Below are 20,531 nucleotides of genomic sequence, written 5' to 3' on the forward strand. Positions count from 1 at the left end.
CTAGCGGTAGCGCTTCGGCACGTCCGGCGCGCCGAGGGTGAGCATCAGCCGGTTCGCCCAGTTGAAGAACGCGGACGAGTTCACCACGTCCAGCACCGCCAGATCGTCCAGGCCAGCGGCCCGCAGCGCGTCCACGTGTGGCGCGCCGAACTCGTAGGGGGTGCGGGTCAGCGCCACCGCGGCGTCGCGGATGGCGTTCCACAGCTCGGAGTTCAGGTCGGCGGTGACGCCTTCGTCGAGAAGCTTGTCAATGGCCTCCGCGTCGCCGCCCTCCTCCTTGGAACGGCCCTGGTGCACCGAGGCGCAGTACTCGCAGCCGTTCAGGCGCGAGGCCACGGTGGCGGCGAGTTCGCGCTCGGCGCGGCCCAGCCCGCCTTCGGTGTTGTAAAAGATGTCCAGGTCCGTCAGCGTGCGGGCCTTGAGCGCCTGCGGGTCGCGCGCGAGCAGGCGGAAGTACTCCATGTCGGCGCGCTCGGGCTTGATCAGGGCGTCGATGTGCGCGTCGGTGAGCTCGCTCTTGTCCAGCGGCGCCACCCACGGCTTCCAGCCCAACGGGTGCGCCACAAACTTCTCGGGCGCGACCACCTCGGGCTGCAAGGTAGTCTCCGCGGGCGCCCAACCGGGGTCCGGAGAGCCAGCTCGCCTATCGACGCCCTCCGGCACCCCGCCGCCACCCGCCAGCACACGCACGCCGTGCACGACACGCAGCTGGAACGCCACAAAGGCGACGAGCTGGCCGAGCGAGACGATCGCGTTTTCGTTGTAGCCCGCCTCCTGCAAGTGCCCGATCGCCGCGGGGGATGCGTCCTTGGGGTGGAAGGTGAGCAGGTGGGCGAAGTCGAACGCGGCGGCCAAAGCACCCTCGCCGAAGGTCACGAAGTCGCCGCCGGCGTAGGGGCCGGCGGACACACCTTCGCGCACGGCGTCGTCGACCACGGCGACGAGCGACTCGTCTTCGTCCGCAAGCAGGTCGGTGTAGAACGCCGCGGCGCGCTTGGCGCCGGAGACGCCGGCGATGAACGCGGCGACGGCGTAGCGGGTGGCAACCGGCAGCGCCTGAATCAGCGCGTCGTCGGTGGGCTCGAACAGCGCCTCGAAGCTGCGCTGCGCGTTGTCCACGGCCTCGGGCCGGCGGCGGCGCAGCTCGGCCAGCTCGGCCGGGGTCTCGGCGAGGGCGTCAATAATGTCGGTGCGGTTAGACAACAAACTCTCCTAACTGTCGGGCGCGGAACACGGTGCCGGGGATGGCGTTGATGAGCTCGCGGGTGACCTCGTGCTGCGGGTGTGCAAACACGTCGTTGGTCGCCCCGTATTCCACCTGGCGGCCGCGGCTGAATACACTCACGGTATCCGAAATCTGGCGCACCACCGCCAGGTCGTGGGAAATGAACACGTACGTCAGGCCGAGCTCGCGCTGCAGGTCCTCCAGAAGCTCCAGGATTTGGGCCTGCACGGTCACATCGAGGGCGGAGACCGCCTCGTCAAGCACCACCAGCTCCGGCTCCACGATCAGCGCACGGGCGATGGCCACGCGCTGGCGCTGCCCGCCGGACAGTTGCGCCGGGGTGCGGGAGGCGAACTTCGCCGGGTCCAGCGCCACGCGCGCCAAGAACTCGTCGGCGCGTGTGAGCGCCTCACGCTTCGAGGCACCGGCGAGGTTGCGCAGCGGCTCGGCGACGATTTCGCCGACGCGCATCTTCGGGTCCAGCGAGGAGTACGGGTTCTGGTACACCATCTGTACCCGGCTGCGAAGGGCTCGCTGTTGCTTTGGTGTGAGCCCCGTCAGCTCCGTGCCGTCTAGGGTGATGCTTCCCGCGGTGGGCTGGTTGAACATGGAAATCGCGCGCCCGGTGGTGGTCTTGCCGGAGCCGGAGCCGCCGACCAGGGCGTGGGTGGAGCCGCGCGCCACGTCGAAGGAAACGTCCTCGACCGCCGTGAAATCCCCGTAGCGCTTGGTCAGCCCGCTGACGGAAAGGAGGGTGTCGGGGGTGACCGGAGGACGTCGATAGGCATCTGCGACCGCAAGCGAAGGCACGTTGGCCAGCAGGCGCTTCGAGTAGTCCTGCTGCGGGCTAGTCAGCACCTGGCTCACCGGTCCGTGCTCGACCACGCGGCCGCGCTCCATGATCACCACGTCGTCCGCCCGGTCGCCCGCGACGGCGAGGTCGTGGGTGATGAAGATGATGCCAAGGCCCAGCTCAGCGCGCATTTCATCCAACAGGTCCAGGATGGTCTTCTGCACCGTCACGTCGAGCGCGGACGTCGGCTCGTCCGCAATCAGCACCTCGGGCTCGAGCGCCACGGCGGCCGCGATGAGCACGCGCTGCTTCATGCCGCCGGACAGCTCGTGCGGGTACTGGTTGTAGCGGCGCTCCGGGTCGTCGATGCCCACGCGTTCCAGCAGGGCAATTGCTTTACGACGGCGCTCCGCCCCATCACCGACCCCATGAATTGCCAACCCGTCCTCCACCGAGGCGCCGATGGTCTTCAACGGGTTGAGCGAGTTGTTCGGGTCCTGCGGCACCAACCCGATCCTCGTGCCGCGTAACTTCCGCCACTCGGCGTTGGACAGGCCTGACAGCTCCTGGCCCTTGAAACGGATGCTGCCGGAAAGCACGTTGCCGGAAGGTCCCAGCAGGTCCAGCGCCGCCATCGCGGAGGTGGTCTTGCCGGAGCCGGACTCGCCCACAATGGCGGTCATCTTGCCGGCCTCGACGGAAAACGATATGTCGCGCACCACCGGGTCCGCGTCGCCGTACGCGACGGTCAGGCCGCTGACTTCAAGCAGAGGCGTGGTCACTTCGCATCACCTTCCTGTTGGATCACCTGGGACAGGTGGTTGGCGGACATCACGGTGGCCACGATGGCCAGGCCGGGCAGCAGGATCAGCCACCAGGCGGTTGCCATGAAGTCGCGGCCTTCCGCGATGAGCAGGCCCCACTCCGGGGTCGGCGGCGGCGCGCCGTAGCCCAAAAAGCCCAGGATGGACAGCTGCAAGATGGCGGTGCCGAACTGCAGCGCGGCCAGTGCCAGCACCGGGGTCAACGAGTTCGGCAACACGTGGCGGAACAGCACCTGGGCCTGGGTGGCGCCGGAGCCGTAGGCGGCCTCGACGAAGTCCGCGTTAGCAATCTGGATCACTTGCGAGCGCGCCAGGCGCGCGAACGTGGCCACCGAGGTCATGCCGACGGCGAACGCCGCTTGCAGCGAGCCGAAGCCGGTGACGATGATGATGGACAGCGACAGCAGGATGCCGGGGATGGCCAGCAGCACATCCACCAGGCGCATCAGCACCGTGTCCACCCAGCCGCGCTGCGTGCCGGCGATCAGGCCGATCAGGGTACCCAGCACCAGGCCGACGGCCACGGCGATCACCGCACCCAGCAGCGACTGGCGCGCGCCGTAAACCACACGCGAGAACAGGTCGCGGCCCACCGCGTCGGTGCCGAAGATGTACTCGCCGTTAGGGGCGAGCAGCGCCACGTCGACGCCGTTGTACGGGTCGTGCGGCGCGAAGACGCCCGGCACGATCGCCCACAGCGCGGCGATGGCCAGCACGATCAGCGACAGGATGGTCGCCGGCGAGCTCCAGCGGCGGTGCTTGCGGACCTTGCGCGGCCGGTGGTCCTTCTGCGGCGCACGCTGGTTGTGCACCAGGTTGGTCGTGCTCATCGGACGGCCTCCTTTGCGGTCGTAGCCGGGGTGTGTGCGGCGGTCTGCTCATCACGGGCCGCCGGGGTGTGTGCGGCGGTCTGGTCGCGCAGGCGCACGTCCAACACCGGGTAGAGCAGGTCCACGATCAGGTTGATCACCACGTACGCGGTAGCCGCGATGAGCACCACGCCGAGCAGCACCGGCATGTCGCGGCTGGACACGGCGTTGACGGTCAGCGAGCCCAGCCCGGCGCGGCCGAAGACGGTCTCGGTGACCACGGCGCCGCCGACCAGCTCGCCGAACAGCAGGCCAGCCATGGTGATCGCGGGCAGAAGCGAGTTACGCAGCACGTCGCGCCAGAAGATGCGGGCCTCGCTGGCACCGCGGGCGCGCACGACCTGCACGAACGGCTGGGCGCGGACCTCGTCGATGGAGCGGATGAGCACCTGCATCAGCGGCGCGGCCATCGGCACGGCGAGGGTGAGCGTGGGCAGGATCAGCCCCTCCAGCGGGGTCGGGTCAACCACGTTGACCCAGCCCAGGCGGAAGGAGAAGAACTGCAGCAGCAAAATGGCGATCCAGAACCCCGGCAGGGACACCATAAACGACGGCAGGGCGCGCACGGCGCTGCGCAGCGCGCCAGCTCCCGGCAGGGTGGCCACGTACGCGGTGGCCAGCGCCACCACGATGGCTAAGCCCACGGACGTCGCGGCAAGCGCGAACGTGTGCGGCGCGGCGTCCGTGATCAGGTCGAACACGGGCGTGCCGGATGCCACCGAGTAGCCCAGATCGCCGGTGAACAGCCCGCCCAGGGTGGCGAAGTACTGCTGGATCAGCGGCTTGTCCACGCCCATCTGCTCGCGGATCTGCTCGATTTCCGCCTGGGACAGGCCCAGGGCCGGGTCCGCGTAGCGGGCGGCCACGCCGTCGGAAGGCAGCGCGGACAGCAGGAAAAACGCCAGGGTGTAGGCCAGAAGGAGCACGATGAGCGCTTGGCCGATGCGCTTGAGTACGTACTTGCTCATTTAGTTGTCCTCCTCGCGGTCGAAGTACACCGAGTAGAAGCTCGGGCGCGCAACCGCCTCGGTGCCGAAGCCCTTCACATGCGGGGCAACCGCGTAGACCTGCGGCTCTTCAAACAGCGGCAGGGTGTAGGCGTTTTCGGTCAGGTGGTCCTGCACCGCCTTGGAGGCGGCGGCGCGGCCGGCGTCGTCCGGGGTGGAGACCACCTTGTCCAGAAGTGCCTGCAGCTCGGTGTCGATGGGTTCGCCGTCACCGGCGTTGTTCAGAAGCGAATCGCGGCGGTCCACGGACAGGAAGGACTCGATCACGTCGTAGTCCGCGCGGCCCACCATGGTGTGCATGAGCTGGACGCGGTTGATGTCTTTTTGCGCCGCGTTTTGCGTTGCGCGGTCGCCGGCGACCATGTTCAGTTCGATGCCCAGCTCGCGCAGGTCGGACTGGATCATCGTGACAATCTCCTTCGAGCGCGGCTGCGGCAGGGCGTGGTTGACCCACAAGCTCAAGCGTTGACCGTCCTTCTCACGGATGCCGTCCGGCCCGGGGGTCCAGCCGGCGTCGTCGAGAAGCTTGCGCGATTGATCCGGGTCGAAGGTGTAGGCGCCCGGCTGCTCCGCATAGCCCAGGGCCTTCGAGGTCATGGATGAGGTGGCCAGCGGGTAGGAGTCCGACAGCAGGATGCGGATGATCTCCTCGCGGTTGACCCCGTGGATGATGGCCTGGCGCACGCGGATGTCCTGCAAAAGCGGGTGGTTGAAACGCATCGCCAGCTGGTTGTTCATGCCGTTGGCAGTGGCGGCGACCACCTGCACGCCCTGGTCCTTCAAGTGGCGCTCCACCGGCGGGGAGATCGTGCGCGCGGCGTCGGCCTGGCCGGACAGCAGCGCGCCGGAGCGCATGGCCTCTTCCGCGGCCAGGGTGTAGTGGATGCCGTCGATACGCGCGCGCCCCTGGTGCTCCAACGACGGCGGCGCCCAGTCGTAGTCCTCACGGGTCTTGAGCACCAGGTCGGTGCCCAGGGTCTCGCTGTCCACCACGAACGGGCCAGAGCCGATGACGTTTTTCGCGTTGCCTGGGCCGAACTCCTCGTTGCGCAGCTTGAGCGAGGAATCAGCCAACAGCCCCGCGTTGTAGGTGGACGTCGCCTGCGCGAAGCCCGGCGAGGGCGCGGAGAAGTAGAAGCGCACCGTGTCTTCGTCGACAACCTCGCCGCGCTCGTAGTTGGAGATCTGCTCCGAGACGTTGAGCAGGCGGTCCTTGTCGCCCAGGCCGAACAGGTCGAAGTTGTCCACAATGTTCTGCGCGGTCATGGGCGTGCCGTCGGAGTAGGTCACATCCGTGCGGATGTCGAAGGTGAACACCGTGGCATCTTCGTTGATTTCCGGCAGGTCCGTGGCAATCCAAGGCTCAAGCTCCAGCGTCTCCGGGTCCTGGTAGAGCAGCCGGTCTGTCAGCTGGTTGACCACGCCGCCGTTGGGGTAGAACCCAGCGGCCGGCGGGTACAGGCTGTTAAACCAGTTGGACTCCAGGTAGGTGAGCACGTCACCGTCGTCGCCGCCTGCCGCCGCCGCGCATCCGGCGAGCAGGCTGGCTGCCGCGCCGAGCGCAAGCGTCGCGGCTACCTTTGTTTTAGGCACGTTATCGTCCTCTTTCTTCGGTTGCGCAGTGCACATTACCACTGTTAGACAATCCGGTTCTTTAGCAATAGACTAGGCAGTCTACATATGATCATTGGTTCACAGAAATCGTGGAGGTTTTTCACCGTGGCAGCATCCATCGCAATCGTCGGAGCAGGACCCCGCGGCATCTCCATCACAGAACGCATCGCCGCCTACCTGGGCGACCGCAGCGAGGCGCTCACCCTGCACATCATCGACGACGCCCAACTCGGCGCCGGCCGCATCTGGGACACCGACCAGACCCGCACCCTGTGCATGAACACCCTCGCCGGCGCGGTGACCCTGTTCACCGAACCCGGCGCGACCATCTCCGCCCCCGTCCTCGAAGGCCCCACCATGTACGAGTGGATCCAGGCACTTCGCGGCGAGAACAGCCACCCGCTTATCGACGCCTCCGGTACCTCCCTCCCCGACCACTACAACGAGGAGCTGCGCGCCACCCGCCCGGAATCCAACCCCTCGCGCGCGCTGTACGGCGAGTACCTGCGCTGGGCCTGGAAGGTCGCGCTCGCGCAGCTGCCGGACACGGTCGAGGTGGTCGAGCACCACTCCCGCGCGGTGTCGCTTGCGGCCGAGGGCGCCCAAGACGCCATCACGCTTGCCGACGGCACGGTCGTCCACGCCGACGCCACCGTCATCGCCTCCGGCTGGGTGCTGCCCGCCCCCACGCCCGCGCAGGAGGCGTTCGCCGATTCTTCACTGACCTACATCCCGCCGGGCAACCCGGTGGAGCAGGACGTTTCGCTGCTTCCGGCCGGAGAGCGCGTTGTGGTGCGCGGCATGGGAATGGGCTTTTTCGATCTCATGGCGCTGGCCACCATCAACCGGGGCGGCCGCTTCGTCGAGGATCCTGCAGCCCGCTCCGGCCTGCGCTACGAGGCCACCGGCAAGGAGCCTCACTTCGTGGTCACCTCCGGGCGCGGCTACCCCTACCTGCCCAAATCCGAGTACCACTCCCTGCCGCCGAAGGCCGACCTGTCGCGCCTGCGCGCCGCCATCGACGCCTCCGAGGCGCCGGTGTCCTTCGGCCGCGACCTCTGGCCCGCGCTCGCCCGCGACGCCTACGCCGAGTACTACCGCGTGCTTGCCCGGGTGCGTCCAGAAGCGCTCAGCGCGGCCCTCGACGAGATCCTGGCGGCCATCGACGCCACCGACCTTTCCGCGGTCGCTTCCCCGGACGACATCCTGCCGGTCGCGAACGCGCTGACTGAGGCGCTCGAAGGCTTGAGCACCGAGCCGTTCGACATGGCCGCCTGGGTGGACCCGCTCGCCGGGACCGAGGAGCTGGACCTGGAGGAGCTGAACCGCCGCGTCGCCGAGGGCATGGAGGTAGACATCGCCGAGGCCGTTTCCGCCTGGGACTCCCCGCTCAAGGCGGGCCTGTGGGCGGTCTCCGCGGGCCGCAAGCCCAGCGCGATCGCCACGCGAAACGGCCGCGGCCCCCGCGAGGCGGCACTTGCGCAGTACATGGCGTTCGGCCAGATGGTCGGCTCCGGCCCGCCGCTGTTCCGCACCCGCGAGCTGCTCGCACTTTTCGACGCCGGCCTGGTCACCTTCTTAGGCCCCGACCCGGTAGTGGAGCTCACCGACGGCGAGTACGTTGCCGCCAGCCACGCCCGCTCGGTTCACGCCGCCGCACTTGCCGACGCCTTTCTGCCCGGCCCCGACATCCGCACCTCCCCCGATGCACTAACCGCATCGCTGCGCGAGGCCGGCCGCGTGCGCCCGTTCGCACCAGGTGGCGTGGAAACCGCCTCCCCGGAAACCGACGATGACACCCGCCGCACCGTCCACCCCGACGGCGAGCTGGACGATCGCCTGCACATCGTGGGCATCCCCACCGGCAAGCAGTGGGCGGACACCACCATCTCCCCCATGCCCGGCACCGACCCGCTGATGCTGCAGGAGACGGACAAGACGGCACGTTCGCTGCTCACCCAGGCGGGCGTGCTCTAGCCCAGATCCCGCGCCACCGCCCACCTGGTGAGCTGGTGGCGGTTGGAGGTCTGCGTCTTGCGCAGAATGTTCGACGCGTGCGTCTCTACCGTCTTGACGGAGATGAACAGCCGCTCGGCGATCTCCTTGTACGTGTAGCCGCGCGCGAGCAGCCGCAGCACGTCGAGCTCGCGGCGGGTCAGCGAGTCGACTGCCGGGTCGTCCTCTTCCACCACCGGTCCGGAGGCGAAGGCATCGAGCACGAACCCAGCCAGCCGCGGCGAGAAGTACGCGTCCCCGCCGCGCACCCGTGCAATCGCTTCGGCGAGCTCGGCGCCTGCGATGTTCTTGGTCACGTACCCCCGCGCGCCGGCGCGGATCAGCGCGATGACGTCCTCGGCGGCATCGGAGACACTCAGCGCCAGGTACGCCGGACCCGGTGCCCGCTTGAGCACGGCCAGTCCGCCGCCGTCGGGCATGTGCACGTCTAAAAGCACCACGTCCGGGTGCGTGCGCTCGTAGTTGAGTCGAAAGGTTACTGGCGGCGGCCGCCCCTGTACTTCCCAGGGCCCACCATCAGCAAGCGGTACACCACACTAAGGGACGTAACCATTAACAGTTCGCTCTTTATTCTCTAACGTCAATTAAAAGATTGACCATGATGTCCATACGAGTATTGGGGTCTTCTGTCCGTAGAAGTTCTTCTACCTTGTTTTTAAACTCTGGAGATTCCTTTTTAAAGACAGGTTTTCGCGGCATGTGATAAAACGCCTTTAATAGACGCTCATCTTTTTCAATTTCGCGTGCTACTGAAGAGATTTGCTCGTTAGTCGCCCGGAAGGGGTGAATGTCACAGGCACCGAGTGCTCCAGCCAGAGAGACCCAGTCTTCGGTCTCTTCCATTTCTTTCTTGATGATTCTGAATAAATCGTTACGCAACGTGGACCTTAAAAATTTTGCTGTTGACGTTTTTGTCTAGGGGGTAAGGGGACCTTTAATCCCTTTAGCTAAAGCTTTTTTGGGGGGGGGCACTGTCGCGTTACGGTACGCTCTATAAATACTTGACGGAGGGGAGCTGTTGAACTACAGCTTTTAGCTGGATTATATCCACGGCACCCCCACTTACCGGGGTCCACCTGCTCCAACTCCTCCGGGAAAGACTAAAACCCCATCCTGCGTCCCCTAATAAAAGGGGTACCAGGCCCTCTAGGGTAGGTATTTTTGGAGAGGATTTGAGGCGCTATTCCGTATCTGGCGCCAGCTAGGATGAGTCCATGGTGACTAAACGCTCATATATGTCTCTGACTGAAGAGGTCTTCCTCTATGCGACAGACCACGATTTGGAATATGCTACAGAGCAGGTTGTCAAGGCGATACGATCTAAAATCCCCTTAGTGGGTGAACCGACCGTAGAGTCTACCGCACTTGCGGTAGATGAATTTGATCTAGAACGTCAATGGATCGATGATTTCGGTACTCCCGTAAATCCAGAAGTGCTAAACCTAAATAGAGTCAAGGTCTCTTTTATGGCCGCATCTACCCACGAAGAAATCGAGCACATTGGTGAAGCCATCTACTCTACGATTAGGGAACTTAGTCGTAGAAGGAAAATAGCCTACCTCAGTATGCTGAGTGAGTGCTCTAACGGGGAGTGATCCTGACGGCACAGTGTCATTAAATACTGTAATAGCCGGTCAAGTCCGCGGAAGTGGTGTATCTGCCCTTTCGAGAAAACTAGCAGGGTAGCGACCTTACGGACTATCTCGTGTTAGGAACCGATGCTGATTGATGCTGTCTCCTGCTGGTCAATAGCAGGTCTGGTTTCACCGACATCGATGATGTTCGCCGTGATCACCCACCGGCAGTTACAGATACACCACACTATCGGACACCACCTAAAAGCATTGGGGTACACCCAATAACAAATGCGCTGCCGATAACCGCAGTAAGGTGCATCAGATAGGCACGTATTCGATGGCCACTATCGTCCAGACGGAGCGTGTCATAGAAGATGCAAGGAGCAAGATAGTACAGCACGCTCCTGCCACGGTCGGGCTAGTCTTCGCTCTGAAATCAACTACATCGGTTGTTTTGTACAGATCGCTACGTAACGGATTAGATACGATAAGTTCTCAACCGTGCGTCAGATAGTCGCCCGCCTTACTATTGCGGTGAGTTTATTGTAAGTGCTGTATCTGATAGGAGACCGACAATTAATTTCTCGATGCAGGAACTTCTTGTCTATGCGATCCTTGCCTTCATCGTAATAGCGGTGATTTGGTGGGTAGTCAAAATCCTAAGGGGTTTCGCCAATGGGTACCGATCGGTGAATAAAGAGGATTTGCGCACTAATGCCGATGAGCAAAAGGATGGGGTATAGAGGAGCTTGCTAAGCAAGAAAGGGCGAGGAACTATTGAATCCCTCGCCCTTTTTGCAGTTCCCTAGGGTTTGATTTCTACGCCGGCGTAGTGGGTTAAGGGTCAAAATGTGTGTCTGGCTCGGCGTGTCGCTTGGGCTAGATTTGGCCTTTTTGGATGCCGATTGAATGGGCGTAGTTGGTGTCGATAGCGTTGTCGTAGAGGACTGGTCGTCCTGTTTCGTGGTCGGCTTGGTTCTCGTTGTGGGTCAGGGTTTGTACTTTAGCGAGTTGGTCCTGGCCCCAGTTGGACTGTCTGGCGATTTCTACGGGATCGTCGGGCAGTTCTGATTTTAGATACAGCCATCACGCTTGCCGATGTTTTCTCGGCTCCGCTCACTACCATTGAGAACGGTGGGCACTTCCTGGGGAGTGACGGCTACCTCGACTTTCCGCAGTTGTGGCAGCACATTACGCAGTAGCTGCGCAATCTATGAGCCCTCTGTCATGGCTTTAAGCGCCGCAACGTGCTGTGCATAGGCTTCTGTTCCAGTCTGGGTCAACGCGACCCAGACGGCATCTTTCGCGCGCGTGGAGCCATATTCGCGGGTGCGGCTGATATAGCCGCTGTCCTCAAGATGTTTCAACTGCTTGGAAAGCGTATCGGCAGGAAGCTCGGTGAGCTCTGCAAGCACGGCGTATTTCATCTGCCTGCCGCCGGTTGCGCCTGAATGGAACAGCGTGGCACAAATTTTAAGCCGATTGATGGGGTGGATGACCAGATCCAGCTTTGCTGGGCGTGGTGAAGGATCCTTAGACATTGACGCCCTTTACGGCGGCGTTGCGGTTCTCATACAACATCCATGCCGTCGCCGTAGAGACAACGACGCCGCAGACAATCATCCACGGCCACGAATCCGGCGTCGGTGCTGTAGACATGATCATTGCACCGGGTAGCAATACTCGTGACCAGGTTGCGCGATCGTTGCCCGGACCCATATTTGGATCGAGGCGCACGAATGGGTTTGCAATCTTATCCTTGAGGAGATAGCCCAGAACGAACGTCGGTACAAGAACCGCGAGGCCGTACCACCATGACAGCTTGGTTAGCGCGAGACCGCCGCCGACGCCAAGCGCCACTATCGCCACCGCCCACCAGCTCTGCGTCCACGTGGTGCGTTCTTGAACGTCGTGAATGATCTTAAGGTCGTCGCTCATTATTCTTCCCCTAACGTCAACTTCACTGGCTTGCAACTAAGGCAAGTGTAACATTTGCTGTACCTGCAAGTCTAATGCTTGCAAAGTATGCAAGTGAAGGACTTGTGCATAGTGGGGATATAGCTACGCATGGGGTCTAGCGGGGCTGATGGTCTGCTACTGTGACATCTGGCCGATTTTTATTGACTGAGGCTCCACAGGCCTTACATCGCCATCGGGTAGTGCCTTTGCTGGTTGTTCCATTGCGTTTGGTATCACCGCCGCAGTAGCAGCGTGGTCGGTTCTTTGGCATTGAGCCACCACACCACCGCCTACTACCACAGACTGGCAGCCACACCGGGGATTTACCGTGTTGAGGCCAGATATATGCTCCCAAAGCATATATTTCACGCTACCCTACAGGTCAGAACCTAAAAATCCCCGATTCCAGACACACTTTCTGACCCTTAACCCGGCGTAGTGGCGAACACTCGATGGAGTGTGTCTGTATCACGAGGCGCGCGCGGCAGGAATGATCTTCCAAGCAACGATGCGCGAAGCGGTGGCGAAGCAGTTCGGCGTCTCCTGGTCTGATGTGACGAATGGGAGGGTGTCCGATTCTTTGTGTGCGGGGGCTTGGTTTACAAGTAGTCCGCGAATCGGTCGGGGTAAGCCACGGATAGTTGGTTGATGGCTTGTTTCCACCCGGTGGCTTTCGCTCCTTCAATATAGCCGTTGCATTCGATGTCGCGCTTGGCTTTCTTGGCTCGCTGGGCGGAGCGCTTGTCCTGGCTGCGCCGAGACTGCCGGGCTTGACGATGCAAAGCTGCTCAAAGCGTTTTCTACTCGCGCAAGTGAGATTGAGAAGTGGCGAGAAGAAAACAGTCTCGATGCACGAGTCGCGTTTGAACGCATCGGGCAGAAGAAAACTCGCCAGACAGAAGACCTCGACGTCTCCTTAGAAGAACTGGAACGTCACTGGCGTGAAACACCTGAAGCCGAGACTGCGCTCGCAATCGTTGGCTCACTTTCTGGCGTCGAAACAGATAGTCAGCCGCGTCCTTGCGCCGAGGCAGCACTGCCGACTGTGGAGGAGATTCTCGACGCTGTTGTCGCAGAGCGGTCTACGTTTACCCGTGCTGATGTGGCCGAGAAGATCGCGGAGATGATGCCGGCTGGGGCAGTCTCCCACGCTGACGTGCTGGCCACGATTGAGCCTCTGGCCGATAACGTGGTCGCACCTGACCTGTCGGATGTGACAGAGGCGGCATGGCCGGTCACGCCGGAGAAGTCCCGCAAGTACGACAAGACCGCGCGCGAAGGCTTGGCTATCAGCGGCACAACCAGCACCGCCACACCCACCACCGTGACCAGCACAGAGACCACCACGCCGCCAACCCCGGCGCTTTCACCCACAAACGCCACTGCCAGCACCCCGGCCATGACCAGCAGCGCACCCAACATCAGCGCGGCGATGTTGCCCCACGACCCCGTGCCGCGGTCGTAGGCCTGCAGCGCAATCACCGCGCCGACGATGAGCACGCCGAGCACAAACACCACCATGGCGCCCGCGCCCGAGGACAGCTGCAGCGCAACAAGCGCCCCTGCGAACCCGAGCACCACTAGCGCGAGATCCATCGTCCCCGGACGCTGGCGCTGCGCCCCGCTGTCGTCCAGGGGCGTAACCGGCATAGAGCAGCGCGCCGAACCCGCCCGCGAAACTCGCCGCGACGAAGAACATGCGTACCCACTTGTCCTCCACCCCCAGGTGGTCGGCCACACCGGAGGCCACACCGGCCACAACGCGGCGGGAGCGGTTCCGGGCCAGCCGGGGATACAACGCAGACATAACCCCCATCGTTGCACGGGCACGCCTTCGAGCACATCGGGGAAAACCCTGAAAAGAAGGATCAGGGTCGTTCCCGATACCGCGGCCCGCGCTCCTGCGGGAGAATGGAGCCATGGAAAACAACACACTCACGCAGATGTGGGAGACCCGCCCGCCCCGCATCCCGGAGAACCAGGGCGGCAAGGCCGTCATCGGCGGCGTCTGCGAAGGCATCGGCGCGCGCTACCAGCTCGACCCGACCTTCATCCGTGTCGTTTTCGTTGCCTTGTCGCTCGCCTTCGGCGGCGGTGTTTTCCTCTACTTGCTGTGCTGGATCAACATGCCCCGCTTCGGGCTCGCCCGCAGCCCGTGGGCCACGATCATCACCCCAAAAGACCAGCTGAATAGGGTGGAAAAGAAAGAACGCGACACTGGTTGGCTCTTGCTATTGGGGCTTTTCTTTTTCTTCCCGCTAGCCTCCACCGGCGACCTGCGCGCAGTGCTGGTGACCATCGTGCTCTTTGCGGTTGGGTGGTATTTCGCCCACCGGCGCCAGCCGGAGCCGCCCGCTGAACTGACACCCAGCTCCGGCAAATGGCACCCGCCAGAGCAGACCCATCCGGCACCGGCCAAGATGCGCCCGCTGTGGCTCTGGATCCCCGTCACGGTCGTGCTGACGGTGATAACGGTGTTTGCGCTGGGGGTCGTCAGCGAAGTGCGGCTTGGCAACTACAGCAGGTTCGGCAGCTCGCACATTACCGTGGAATACGAAGCCGCACTGTCGGACATCAAGCGGCCTAACGGCTTCGTCGGCGACACCTTCCTCGACCTCACCGAGCTCGAACCGCTGAGCGAGCCGAGAACGATCACCCTCGAAAACCCCATCGGCCGCACCGACATCACCCTGCCGGACAACGTCCCGGTCGACGTGAACTGCGAGGTCACCATCGGCGAGACCGCATGCCCCGAAGAAACGCAAAACGCGGACGCGGATAGCGCACTGCTCACGATCAATGTGACACAGCGCGTCGGGTCCGTGTCCGCGTACTACGCCCGCGAGGACGCGGGCGTAGGAAACTGATTTACTCCCACTCGATGGTGGCCGGCGGCTTGGACGTGACGTCCAGCACCACGCGGTTGACGTCGGCGACCTCGTTGGTGATGCGAGTGGAGATGACCTCGAGGGTCTCGTACGGGATGCGCACCCAGTCTGCGGTCATCGCGTCCTCGGAGGCGACCGGGCGCAGCACGATCGGGTGGCCGTAGGTGCGGCCGTCTCCCTGCACGCCCACGGAGCGCACGTCCGCGAGCAGCACGACCGGGCACTGCCAGATCTCATCGTCCATACCGGCCTTGGTCAGCTCCTCGCGGGCGATGGCGTCGGCGGCGCGTAGCGTCTCCAGGCGCTCCTCGGTGACCTCGCCGATGATGCGGATGCCCAGGCCCGGGCCCGGGAACGGCTGGCGGTTCACAATCACCTCGGGAAGGCCCAGCTCGCGGCCGACGGCGCGGACCTCGTCCTTGAACAGCAGGCGCAGCGGCTCGACGAGCTCGAACTCCACATCGTCCGGCAGGCCGCCGACGTTGTGGTGGCTCTTGATGTTGGCGGTGCCGGTGCCGCCGCCGGACTCCACCACGTCCGGGTACAGTGTGCCCTGGACCAGATAGTCCACCTGCTGTCCCTCCAGCACGCCGGCTACGGCGCGCTCGAAGGAGCGTATGAACTCCGCGCCGATGGCCTTGCGCTTCGCCTCCGGCTCGGTCACGCCGGCGAGCTTGTCCAAAAACGCCTTGCGCTCGTCCACGGTGACCAGCTTCGCGCCGGTGGCGGCCACGAAGTCGGTCTCCACCTGCTCGCGCTCACCCTGGCGCAGCAGGCCGTGGTCCACGAACACGCAGGTCAGCCGGTCGCCGATGGCGCGCTGCACGAGTGCCCCCGCGACGGCGGAGTCCACGCCGCCGGACAGGGCGCAGATCGCACGGCCCTCGCCGACCTGTTCGCGCACGTCCGCGATGAGCTGCTCGGCGATGTTGGAGGCGGTCCAGTTCTGCTCCAGGCCAGCAATCTCGGTGAGGAAGCGGGTGAGCACCTCCTGGCCGTGCGGGGAGTGCATGACCTCCGGGTGGTACTGCACGCCGGCGAGCTTGCGGGAGGTGTCCTCGAACGCGGCCACGGGCGCGCCCGGAGTGGAGGCGGTGACCTCGAAGCCTTCCGGTGCCTGCGTCACGGAGTCGCCGTGGGACATCCACACGGCGTGCTCGGGCTCGAGGCCTGCGTGGAGCACGCCGCCGTCGACACGCATCTGCGTGCGGCCGTACTCGCGCGCACCGGTCTTGGCCACCTCGCCGCCGAGCGCGCGGGTCATGATCTGGAAGCCGTAGCAAATGCCGAAGATCGGCAGGTCCAGCTCGAAGATTTCAGCATCGAGCTGCGGCGCGCCCTCTTCGTACACGGACGACGGGCCGCCGGAGAGGATCAGGGCCTGCGGGTTTTTCTCGCGGACTTCAGCGGCGGTGATGGTGGACGGAACCACCTCGGAGAACACGTTCGCCTCGCGGACACGGCGGGCGATCAGCTGCGCGTACTGCGCGCCGAAATCGAGGACAAGGACTGGGCGGGCTTGCGGAGTATTCACAGGCCTAGATCGTAGTCGATCCCGCGCGAGACCCAACTGCTTGTGCAGCGTCCGGGAAAACCCCAGAATGACCTGCATGACATTGCGTGCCCCCTCCCCCGTCGAGTCCGCGCGCAGGGCGAGCCGCGCCGGCGTGGTCGAGGAAGAAGGAAAGCCGCGCGGGTGGCACCGGAAGGGCACCACCCGCGCGGCTCGCGGGAAAAGCGTTACTGAACAGCCGAGTTGAGGCGCTCCAGGGCGGCGCGCACCTCGTCGGTGGACGGCGCCTGCGCAAGCTTGTCGGAGGCCTGCTGCAGCTGGGCGATGGAATTATCCGCTGCCTCCATAGCCTTGTTGACCTGCTCCACCAGCGGCATCACTTCGGCACCCATGGTGGACTCGTTGGTGTTCTGGGACCAGCGGCGGATCATCTCCAGCGGGATCTTGGTCAGCTCGGAAATGGAGTTGACCTTCAGCTCCACGCGGCGACGGAAGGACGAGTGCAGGAACACCGCGTCGTCCATCTCGCGAACGTCGACCTCGAGCGCGTCCACAAGCAAACGCATGGACTCATCCGCGCCGGCCTCGGTGGAGAACTGCGCGGTCTGCGCGGTGTGCAGACGGGCCAGGGCGATCGCCATGCGTGCGTTCGCGGTCTTGGCGTAGAGCTCCTCGGCCACCTCTTCCAGCGTGGCGGCGTTTTCGTCGATGATGCCACGCATGGTCGCCCACACCTGCAGCGGTGCGAGTAGCAGGGTGCGCGAAGCACCCTCGGTGACCACGTTTTCCATCTCCGCCTTCACGTTGTTGGTGACGGCGTTTTCCTCCACCAGGGTGGCGGACGCCTTGCGCAGCTCGTCGGCGGCGTCCTGGATGGCGGTCTGGACGTTCATGAACTGGTCCAGCTCGCCGTACAGCGCACGGGCCGCGTCATAGATGTCGCCGGAGCCCTCCGGCAGGGTGAATCCGGCGTCCTCAAGCGCCTGCACCTCGGCCGGCAGCGCGGCGCGGATGAACGCGTCGTAATCCGGCAGCAGCTCGCCGATCTTCTCCGCGCCCTTGACGGCGCGCTCGCGGCGGCCCACACCATTGGCCTCGGCCTCGTGCTCGACCAGGTTCGCCTCCTGGTACAGCTTGCCTGCCGCCTCGAAGCGCTCCGTCATCGGGCGGGTGCGCACGGACAGGTAGCCGCCGTTGGGCAGCGGGGTCACGGTGGCGAGCACGTCGTACGCCGAACCGCTCTTGGCGCTGTTGCGCACGTACGCGGCGAAGGGGCGGCCGTCCTCGATGGTGTCCCACATGATCTTGAAGGCGCCGCCCGGCATCTCATCGCTGCGGATGAGGTTGTGCGGCTTGCCGATCATCTCGTCCGCGTCGTACTGGGCGTACTTGATGAACACGTCGTTGACATGGGTCATCACACCCTTCGCGTCGGTGACCGAAAAGAAGATGTCGTTGACATCGACTTCGTGGGAGGCACCCTCTGGTGCGTCGCGAAGAATGGTTACACGGCTAGACATGGGGCGTACTCATCCAATTTCTCAACTACGGATTGCCAGATCGGCTTTCTGAAAAGCTTTCACATCAGTATAACCACACTTTGCCATGATTCTCTTCAGACCTCCGACGATGTTGAGACCGCCATACGGATCGCTCGACGGGCCGAAGAGCACCGTCTCCAACGGCACGCCCCTGCCCGCGGTGGCGTCCTTGCTCACGTCGCCGCGCGGGAATCGCGGGTGCGCCGCCTGCGCCTCCCAGTACACGCCGCCAGCCGCAGCTTCGGACGCCTGCGCCAAGTTGCGGCCGAGCATGACCGCATCAGCGCCACACGCAATAGCAAGGGCGACGGCACCAGGTTCCCACAGGGCGGTGTCCGCCAGCACGTGCACATAGCGCCCGCCGGTCTCGTCCAGGTAGTCGCGGCGTGCCGCCGCCACGTCAGCGATCGCCGTAGCCATGGGGACATTGACCACCGTGTCGGCGTGGCCCGAGCCCACAATCACACCGGCCACACCGGAGCGCATCAGGTGGGTTGCCGTGGAGTAGTCGAACACCCCGCCCGCGATCACCGGCACGTCGAGCGAGCCGACGAACTCCTTCAGGTTCAGCGGCTCGCCGCCCTGCTGCACGTGCTCGGCAGAGACGATGGAACCCTGGATGAACAGGATCTCCGCACCCGCGGCGATGACCACCGGCGCGAGCTCGCGCGCGTTCTGCGGGCTCACGCGCACTGCAACAGTCACGCCGGAGTCGCGCACCTGGGCGATGCGCTCGGTGAGCAGGTCGCGGTCGAGTTCGGCGGCGTGCAGCTCCTGCAGCGTGCGCACGGAGCGCTCGCCGGAGTCGAGGTACTCCTGGTACTTCTCCTCCGAATCGATCCCCCAGGCGTCCTCGCAGGATCCCACGACCTTCTTCACCGCGGCCTCAAAGTCGGCGTGGCGGCCCCACAGCCCCTCGGCGTCGATCACGCCGAGGCCGCCCTGCTTGCCCATCTCGATGACAAACTCGGGGCTGGCCAGCGCATCCGTCGGGTGGGAAACGAGCGGGATGCCGAAGGTGTAGGCGTCGATGTGCCAGCTCGTGTCCACGTCCTTGGAAGAACGGGTGCGGCGCTTCGGCACGATCGAAAGGTCGCCCAAGTCGTACGCCCTGCGGGCTTCGCGGCCGAGGCCGATTTCCACGTAGTCGCGCATGTGTGTCCCTTACTGGCGGTAGTTCGGCGCTTCGACGGTCTGCGTGATGTCGTGCGGGTGAGACTCGCGCAGGCCGGCGGCGGTGATCTGGACGAACTGCTTCGTCTGCAGCTCCTCAATGGAGGCCGCGCCCGTGTAGCCCATGGCGGCGCGCAGGCCGCCGACGATCTGGTGGGTGATGGAATCCAGCTCGCCGCGGAACGGCACGCGGCCCTCAATGCCCTCCGGCACTAGCTTGTCCTCGCTGGTCACGTCCGCCTGGAAGTAGCGGTCCTTGGAGAAGGAGCGCTTCTCGCCGGTCAGGCCGCGGCCCTGCATCGCGCCCATGGAGCCCATGCCGCGGTAGCGCTTGTACTGCTTGCCGCCCACGACCACGATTTCGCCCGGGGCCTCTGCGGTGCCGGCGAGCATGGAGCCGAGCATGACTGTCGACGCACCTGCGGCCAGCGCCTTGGCCACGTCGCCGGAGAACTGCATGCCGCCGTCAGCGATGATCGGCACGCCTGCGGCCTTCGCCGGGACGGATGCCTCGAGGATCGAGGTGATCTGCGGCGCGCCCACACCGGCCACCACGCGGGTGGTGCAAATGGAGCCCGGGCCGATGCCCACCTTGATCGCGTCTGCGCCCGCGTCGATCATGGCCTTCGCCGCGCTGCGGGTGGCCAGGTTGCCGCCGACGACGTCGACGCGGTCGCCGAATTCCTTCTTCACGCGCGAGACCATCTCCAGCACGCGGTTGTTGTGCGCGTGCGCGGAGTCCACCACGAGCGCGTCCACGCCGGCTTCCACCAGCAGGCCGGCGCGGTCGAAGGCGTCCTCGCCGGTGCCCACGCCAGCGGCGACGAGCAGGCGGCCGTCCGCGTCCTTGGACGCGTTCGGGTACTGCTCGCTTTTCACAAAGTCCTTCACGGTGATCAGGCCGGCCAGGGTGCCGTCGGCAGCCACGATCGGCAGCTTCTCCACCTTGTTCGCGGACAGCAGCGCGAGCGCTTCTTGCTTATCGACGCCCTCCGGTGCGACCACGAGCGGCATCGGGGTCATGACCTCGGCGACCTTGCGCTTGAAGTCAGCCTCGAAGCGCATGTCGCGGTTGGTGATGATGCCGACAAGGCGGCCGCCGTCGTCAACCACCGGCAGGCCGGAGATGCGGAAGCGGGCGCAGAGCGCGTCCACGTCCTCAAGCGTCATGTCCGGGGTTGCGGTTACCGGGTTGGACACCATGCCGGACTCGGAGCGCTTCACAATGTCGACGTGCTCCGCCTGGTCCTGGGCGCTCAAGTTGCGGTGCACCACGCCGATGCCGCCCTGGCGCGCCATCGCGATCGCCATGCGGGACTCGGTGACCGTGTCCATCGCGGCGGAGGCAATCGGCATGCCCAACCGGATGTTCTTGGTGAACTGGGAGGCGGTGCTCACCTCGGACGGGACGATGTGGGATTCCGCCGGCAGCAGCAGCACATCGTCGAAGGTCAGGCCGCGAAGCGCAACCTTGTCCGGATCGTCCCCACCAGTCCACACACGCTCGTTCGCCATCGCTTAGTCTCCTCTCC

At 64.5% G+C, this 20,531-nt stretch carries 16 protein-coding genes and 5 pseudogenes; 3 read left to right on the forward strand and 18 right to left on the reverse strand.

The features are described from left to right. Genes MHX64_RS02125 through MHX64_RS02145 form a run of 5 tightly spaced genes read right to left on the reverse strand, consistent with a single transcriptional unit; the run spans nucleotide 1 to nucleotide 6,311 of the window. Nucleotides 1-1,203 carry an alkylhydroperoxidase domain protein gene (locus tag MHX64_RS02125; RefSeq protein WP_239357091.1) on the reverse strand — a complete coding sequence of 401 codons (1,203 nt, stop codon included), beginning with the start codon at nucleotides 1,201-1,203 and terminating at the stop codon, nucleotides 1-3. Then, nucleotides 1,196-2,800: an ABC transporter ATP-binding protein gene (locus MHX64_RS02130; protein ID WP_239357092.1), complete on the reverse strand. Its 1,605-nt coding sequence runs from the start codon at nucleotides 2,798-2,800 to the stop codon at nucleotides 1,196-1,198. The genes MHX64_RS02125 and MHX64_RS02130 overlap by 8 nt, the downstream gene beginning before the upstream one ends. After that, nucleotides 2,797-3,672 carry an ABC transporter permease gene (locus MHX64_RS02135; RefSeq protein WP_239357093.1) on the reverse strand — a complete coding sequence of 292 codons (876 nt, stop codon included), beginning with the start codon at nucleotides 3,670-3,672 and terminating at the stop codon, nucleotides 2,797-2,799. The genes MHX64_RS02130 and MHX64_RS02135 overlap by 4 nt, the downstream gene beginning before the upstream one ends. Beyond that, nucleotides 3,669-4,679, reverse strand: a complete 1,011-nt coding sequence (locus MHX64_RS02140; protein ID WP_239357094.1) for an ABC transporter permease — start codon at nucleotides 4,677-4,679, stop codon at nucleotides 3,669-3,671. Before MHX64_RS02140 ends, MHX64_RS02135 begins: the two co-directional genes overlap by 4 nt. Further along, nucleotides 4,680-6,311 carry a TIGR04028 family ABC transporter substrate-binding protein gene (locus MHX64_RS02145; RefSeq protein ID WP_239357095.1) on the reverse strand — a complete coding sequence of 544 codons (1,632 nt, stop codon included), beginning with the start codon at nucleotides 6,309-6,311 and terminating at the stop codon, nucleotides 4,680-4,682. Nucleotides 6,312-6,398: 87 nt separating this feature from the next. Between MHX64_RS02145 and MHX64_RS02150 the strand changes: the two genes are divergently transcribed. After that, a complete protein-coding gene (locus tag MHX64_RS02150) occupies nucleotides 6,399-8,309 on the forward strand; it encodes an FAD/NAD(P)-binding domain-containing protein (protein ID WP_304504336.1) in 1,911 nt (636 codons plus the stop codon). On the opposite strand, the pseudogene MHX64_RS02155 reads toward MHX64_RS02150, so the two are convergent. Next, nucleotides 8,306-8,881, reverse strand: a pseudogene (locus MHX64_RS02155) (LuxR C-terminal-related transcriptional regulator); the annotation flags it as partial. The gene MHX64_RS02150 and the pseudogene MHX64_RS02155 sit on opposite strands and share 4 nt — an antisense overlap. Nucleotides 8,882-8,915: 34 nt before the next feature. Continuing rightward, on the reverse strand, nucleotides 8,916-9,227 hold the full coding sequence (locus MHX64_RS02160) for a hypothetical protein (protein ID WP_239357097.1): 312 nt from the start codon (nucleotides 9,225-9,227) through the stop codon (nucleotides 8,916-8,918). 335 nt (nucleotides 9,228-9,562) lie between these two features. On the opposite strand from MHX64_RS02160, the gene MHX64_RS02165 reads away from it, so the two are divergent. After that, complete coding sequence (locus MHX64_RS02165; RefSeq protein WP_239406315.1) at nucleotides 9,563-9,943, forward strand: hypothetical protein; 381 nt, start codon at nucleotides 9,563-9,565, stop codon at nucleotides 9,941-9,943. Between the two features lie 861 nt (nucleotides 9,944-10,804). Here MHX64_RS02165 and MHX64_RS02170 read toward each other — a convergent pair. The 7 genes and pseudogenes from MHX64_RS02170 to MHX64_RS12040 form a co-directional block, all read right to left on the reverse strand. Then, nucleotides 10,805-11,011, reverse strand: a pseudogene (locus MHX64_RS02170) (IS256 family transposase); the annotation flags it as partial. Between the two features lie 125 nt (nucleotides 11,012-11,136). Continuing rightward, the gene (locus MHX64_RS02175) at nucleotides 11,137-11,466 is read right to left on the reverse strand and encodes a transcriptional regulator (protein ID WP_239357179.1); all 330 of its coding nucleotides are present in this window, start codon (nucleotides 11,464-11,466) and stop codon (nucleotides 11,137-11,139) included. Then, nucleotides 11,459-11,863: a hypothetical protein gene (locus MHX64_RS02180; RefSeq protein WP_239357182.1), complete on the reverse strand. Its 405-nt coding sequence runs from the start codon at nucleotides 11,861-11,863 to the stop codon at nucleotides 11,459-11,461. The genes MHX64_RS02175 and MHX64_RS02180 overlap by 8 nt, the downstream gene beginning before the upstream one ends. Before the next feature lie 160 nt (nucleotides 11,864-12,023). After that, nucleotides 12,024-12,155: pseudogene (locus MHX64_RS02185) on the reverse strand (IS256 family transposase); the annotation flags it as partial. A gap of 328 nt (nucleotides 12,156-12,483) precedes the next feature. After that, a pseudogene (locus tag MHX64_RS02190) lies at nucleotides 12,484-12,633 on the reverse strand (IS256 family transposase); the annotation flags it as partial. Between the two features lie 259 nt (nucleotides 12,634-12,892). Next, a complete protein-coding gene (locus MHX64_RS02195) occupies nucleotides 12,893-13,534 on the reverse strand; it encodes a hypothetical protein (RefSeq protein ID WP_239357183.1) in 642 nt (213 codons plus the stop codon). A 55-nt stretch (nucleotides 13,535-13,589) separates the two neighbouring features. Further along, nucleotides 13,590-13,904, reverse strand: a pseudogene (locus MHX64_RS12040) (PspC domain-containing protein); the annotation flags it as partial. Here MHX64_RS12040 and MHX64_RS02200 point away from each other — a divergent pair. Next, nucleotides 13,804-14,751, forward strand: a complete 948-nt coding sequence (locus tag MHX64_RS02200) for a PspC domain-containing protein (RefSeq protein WP_239357184.1) — start codon at nucleotides 13,804-13,806, stop codon at nucleotides 14,749-14,751. The pseudogene MHX64_RS12040 and the gene MHX64_RS02200 sit on opposite strands and share 101 nt — an antisense overlap. Before the next feature lies 1 nt (nucleotide 14,752). On the opposite strand, the gene guaA is transcribed toward MHX64_RS02200, so the two are convergent. The 4 genes from guaA to guaB all read right to left on the reverse strand — a co-directional run bounded on the left by guaA (nucleotide 14,753) and on the right by guaB (nucleotide 20,514). Then, on the reverse strand, nucleotides 14,753-16,306 hold the full coding sequence (gene guaA, locus MHX64_RS02205) for a glutamine-hydrolyzing GMP synthase (RefSeq protein WP_239357185.1): 1,554 nt from the start codon (nucleotides 16,304-16,306) through the stop codon (nucleotides 14,753-14,755). A gap of 206 nt (nucleotides 16,307-16,512) precedes the next feature. Beyond that, a complete protein-coding gene (locus MHX64_RS02210) occupies nucleotides 16,513-17,805 on the reverse strand; it encodes a PAS domain-containing protein (protein ID WP_239357186.1) in 1,293 nt (430 codons plus the stop codon). 21 nt (nucleotides 17,806-17,826) lie between these two features. Beyond that, a complete protein-coding gene (locus tag MHX64_RS02215) occupies nucleotides 17,827-18,981 on the reverse strand; it encodes a GuaB3 family IMP dehydrogenase-related protein (protein WP_239357187.1) in 1,155 nt (384 codons plus the stop codon). 9 nt (nucleotides 18,982-18,990) lie between these two features. Continuing rightward, nucleotides 18,991-20,514, reverse strand: a complete 1,524-nt coding sequence (gene guaB / locus MHX64_RS02220; protein WP_239357188.1) for an IMP dehydrogenase — start codon at nucleotides 20,512-20,514, stop codon at nucleotides 18,991-18,993. Nucleotides 20,515-20,531 lie beyond the last annotated feature (17 nt).

It is taken from the genome of Corynebacterium sp. ACRPZ (genome assembly GCF_022346205.1).
Taxonomy (GTDB): domain Bacteria; phylum Actinomycetota; class Actinomycetes; order Mycobacteriales; family Mycobacteriaceae; genus Corynebacterium; species Corynebacterium lehmanniae.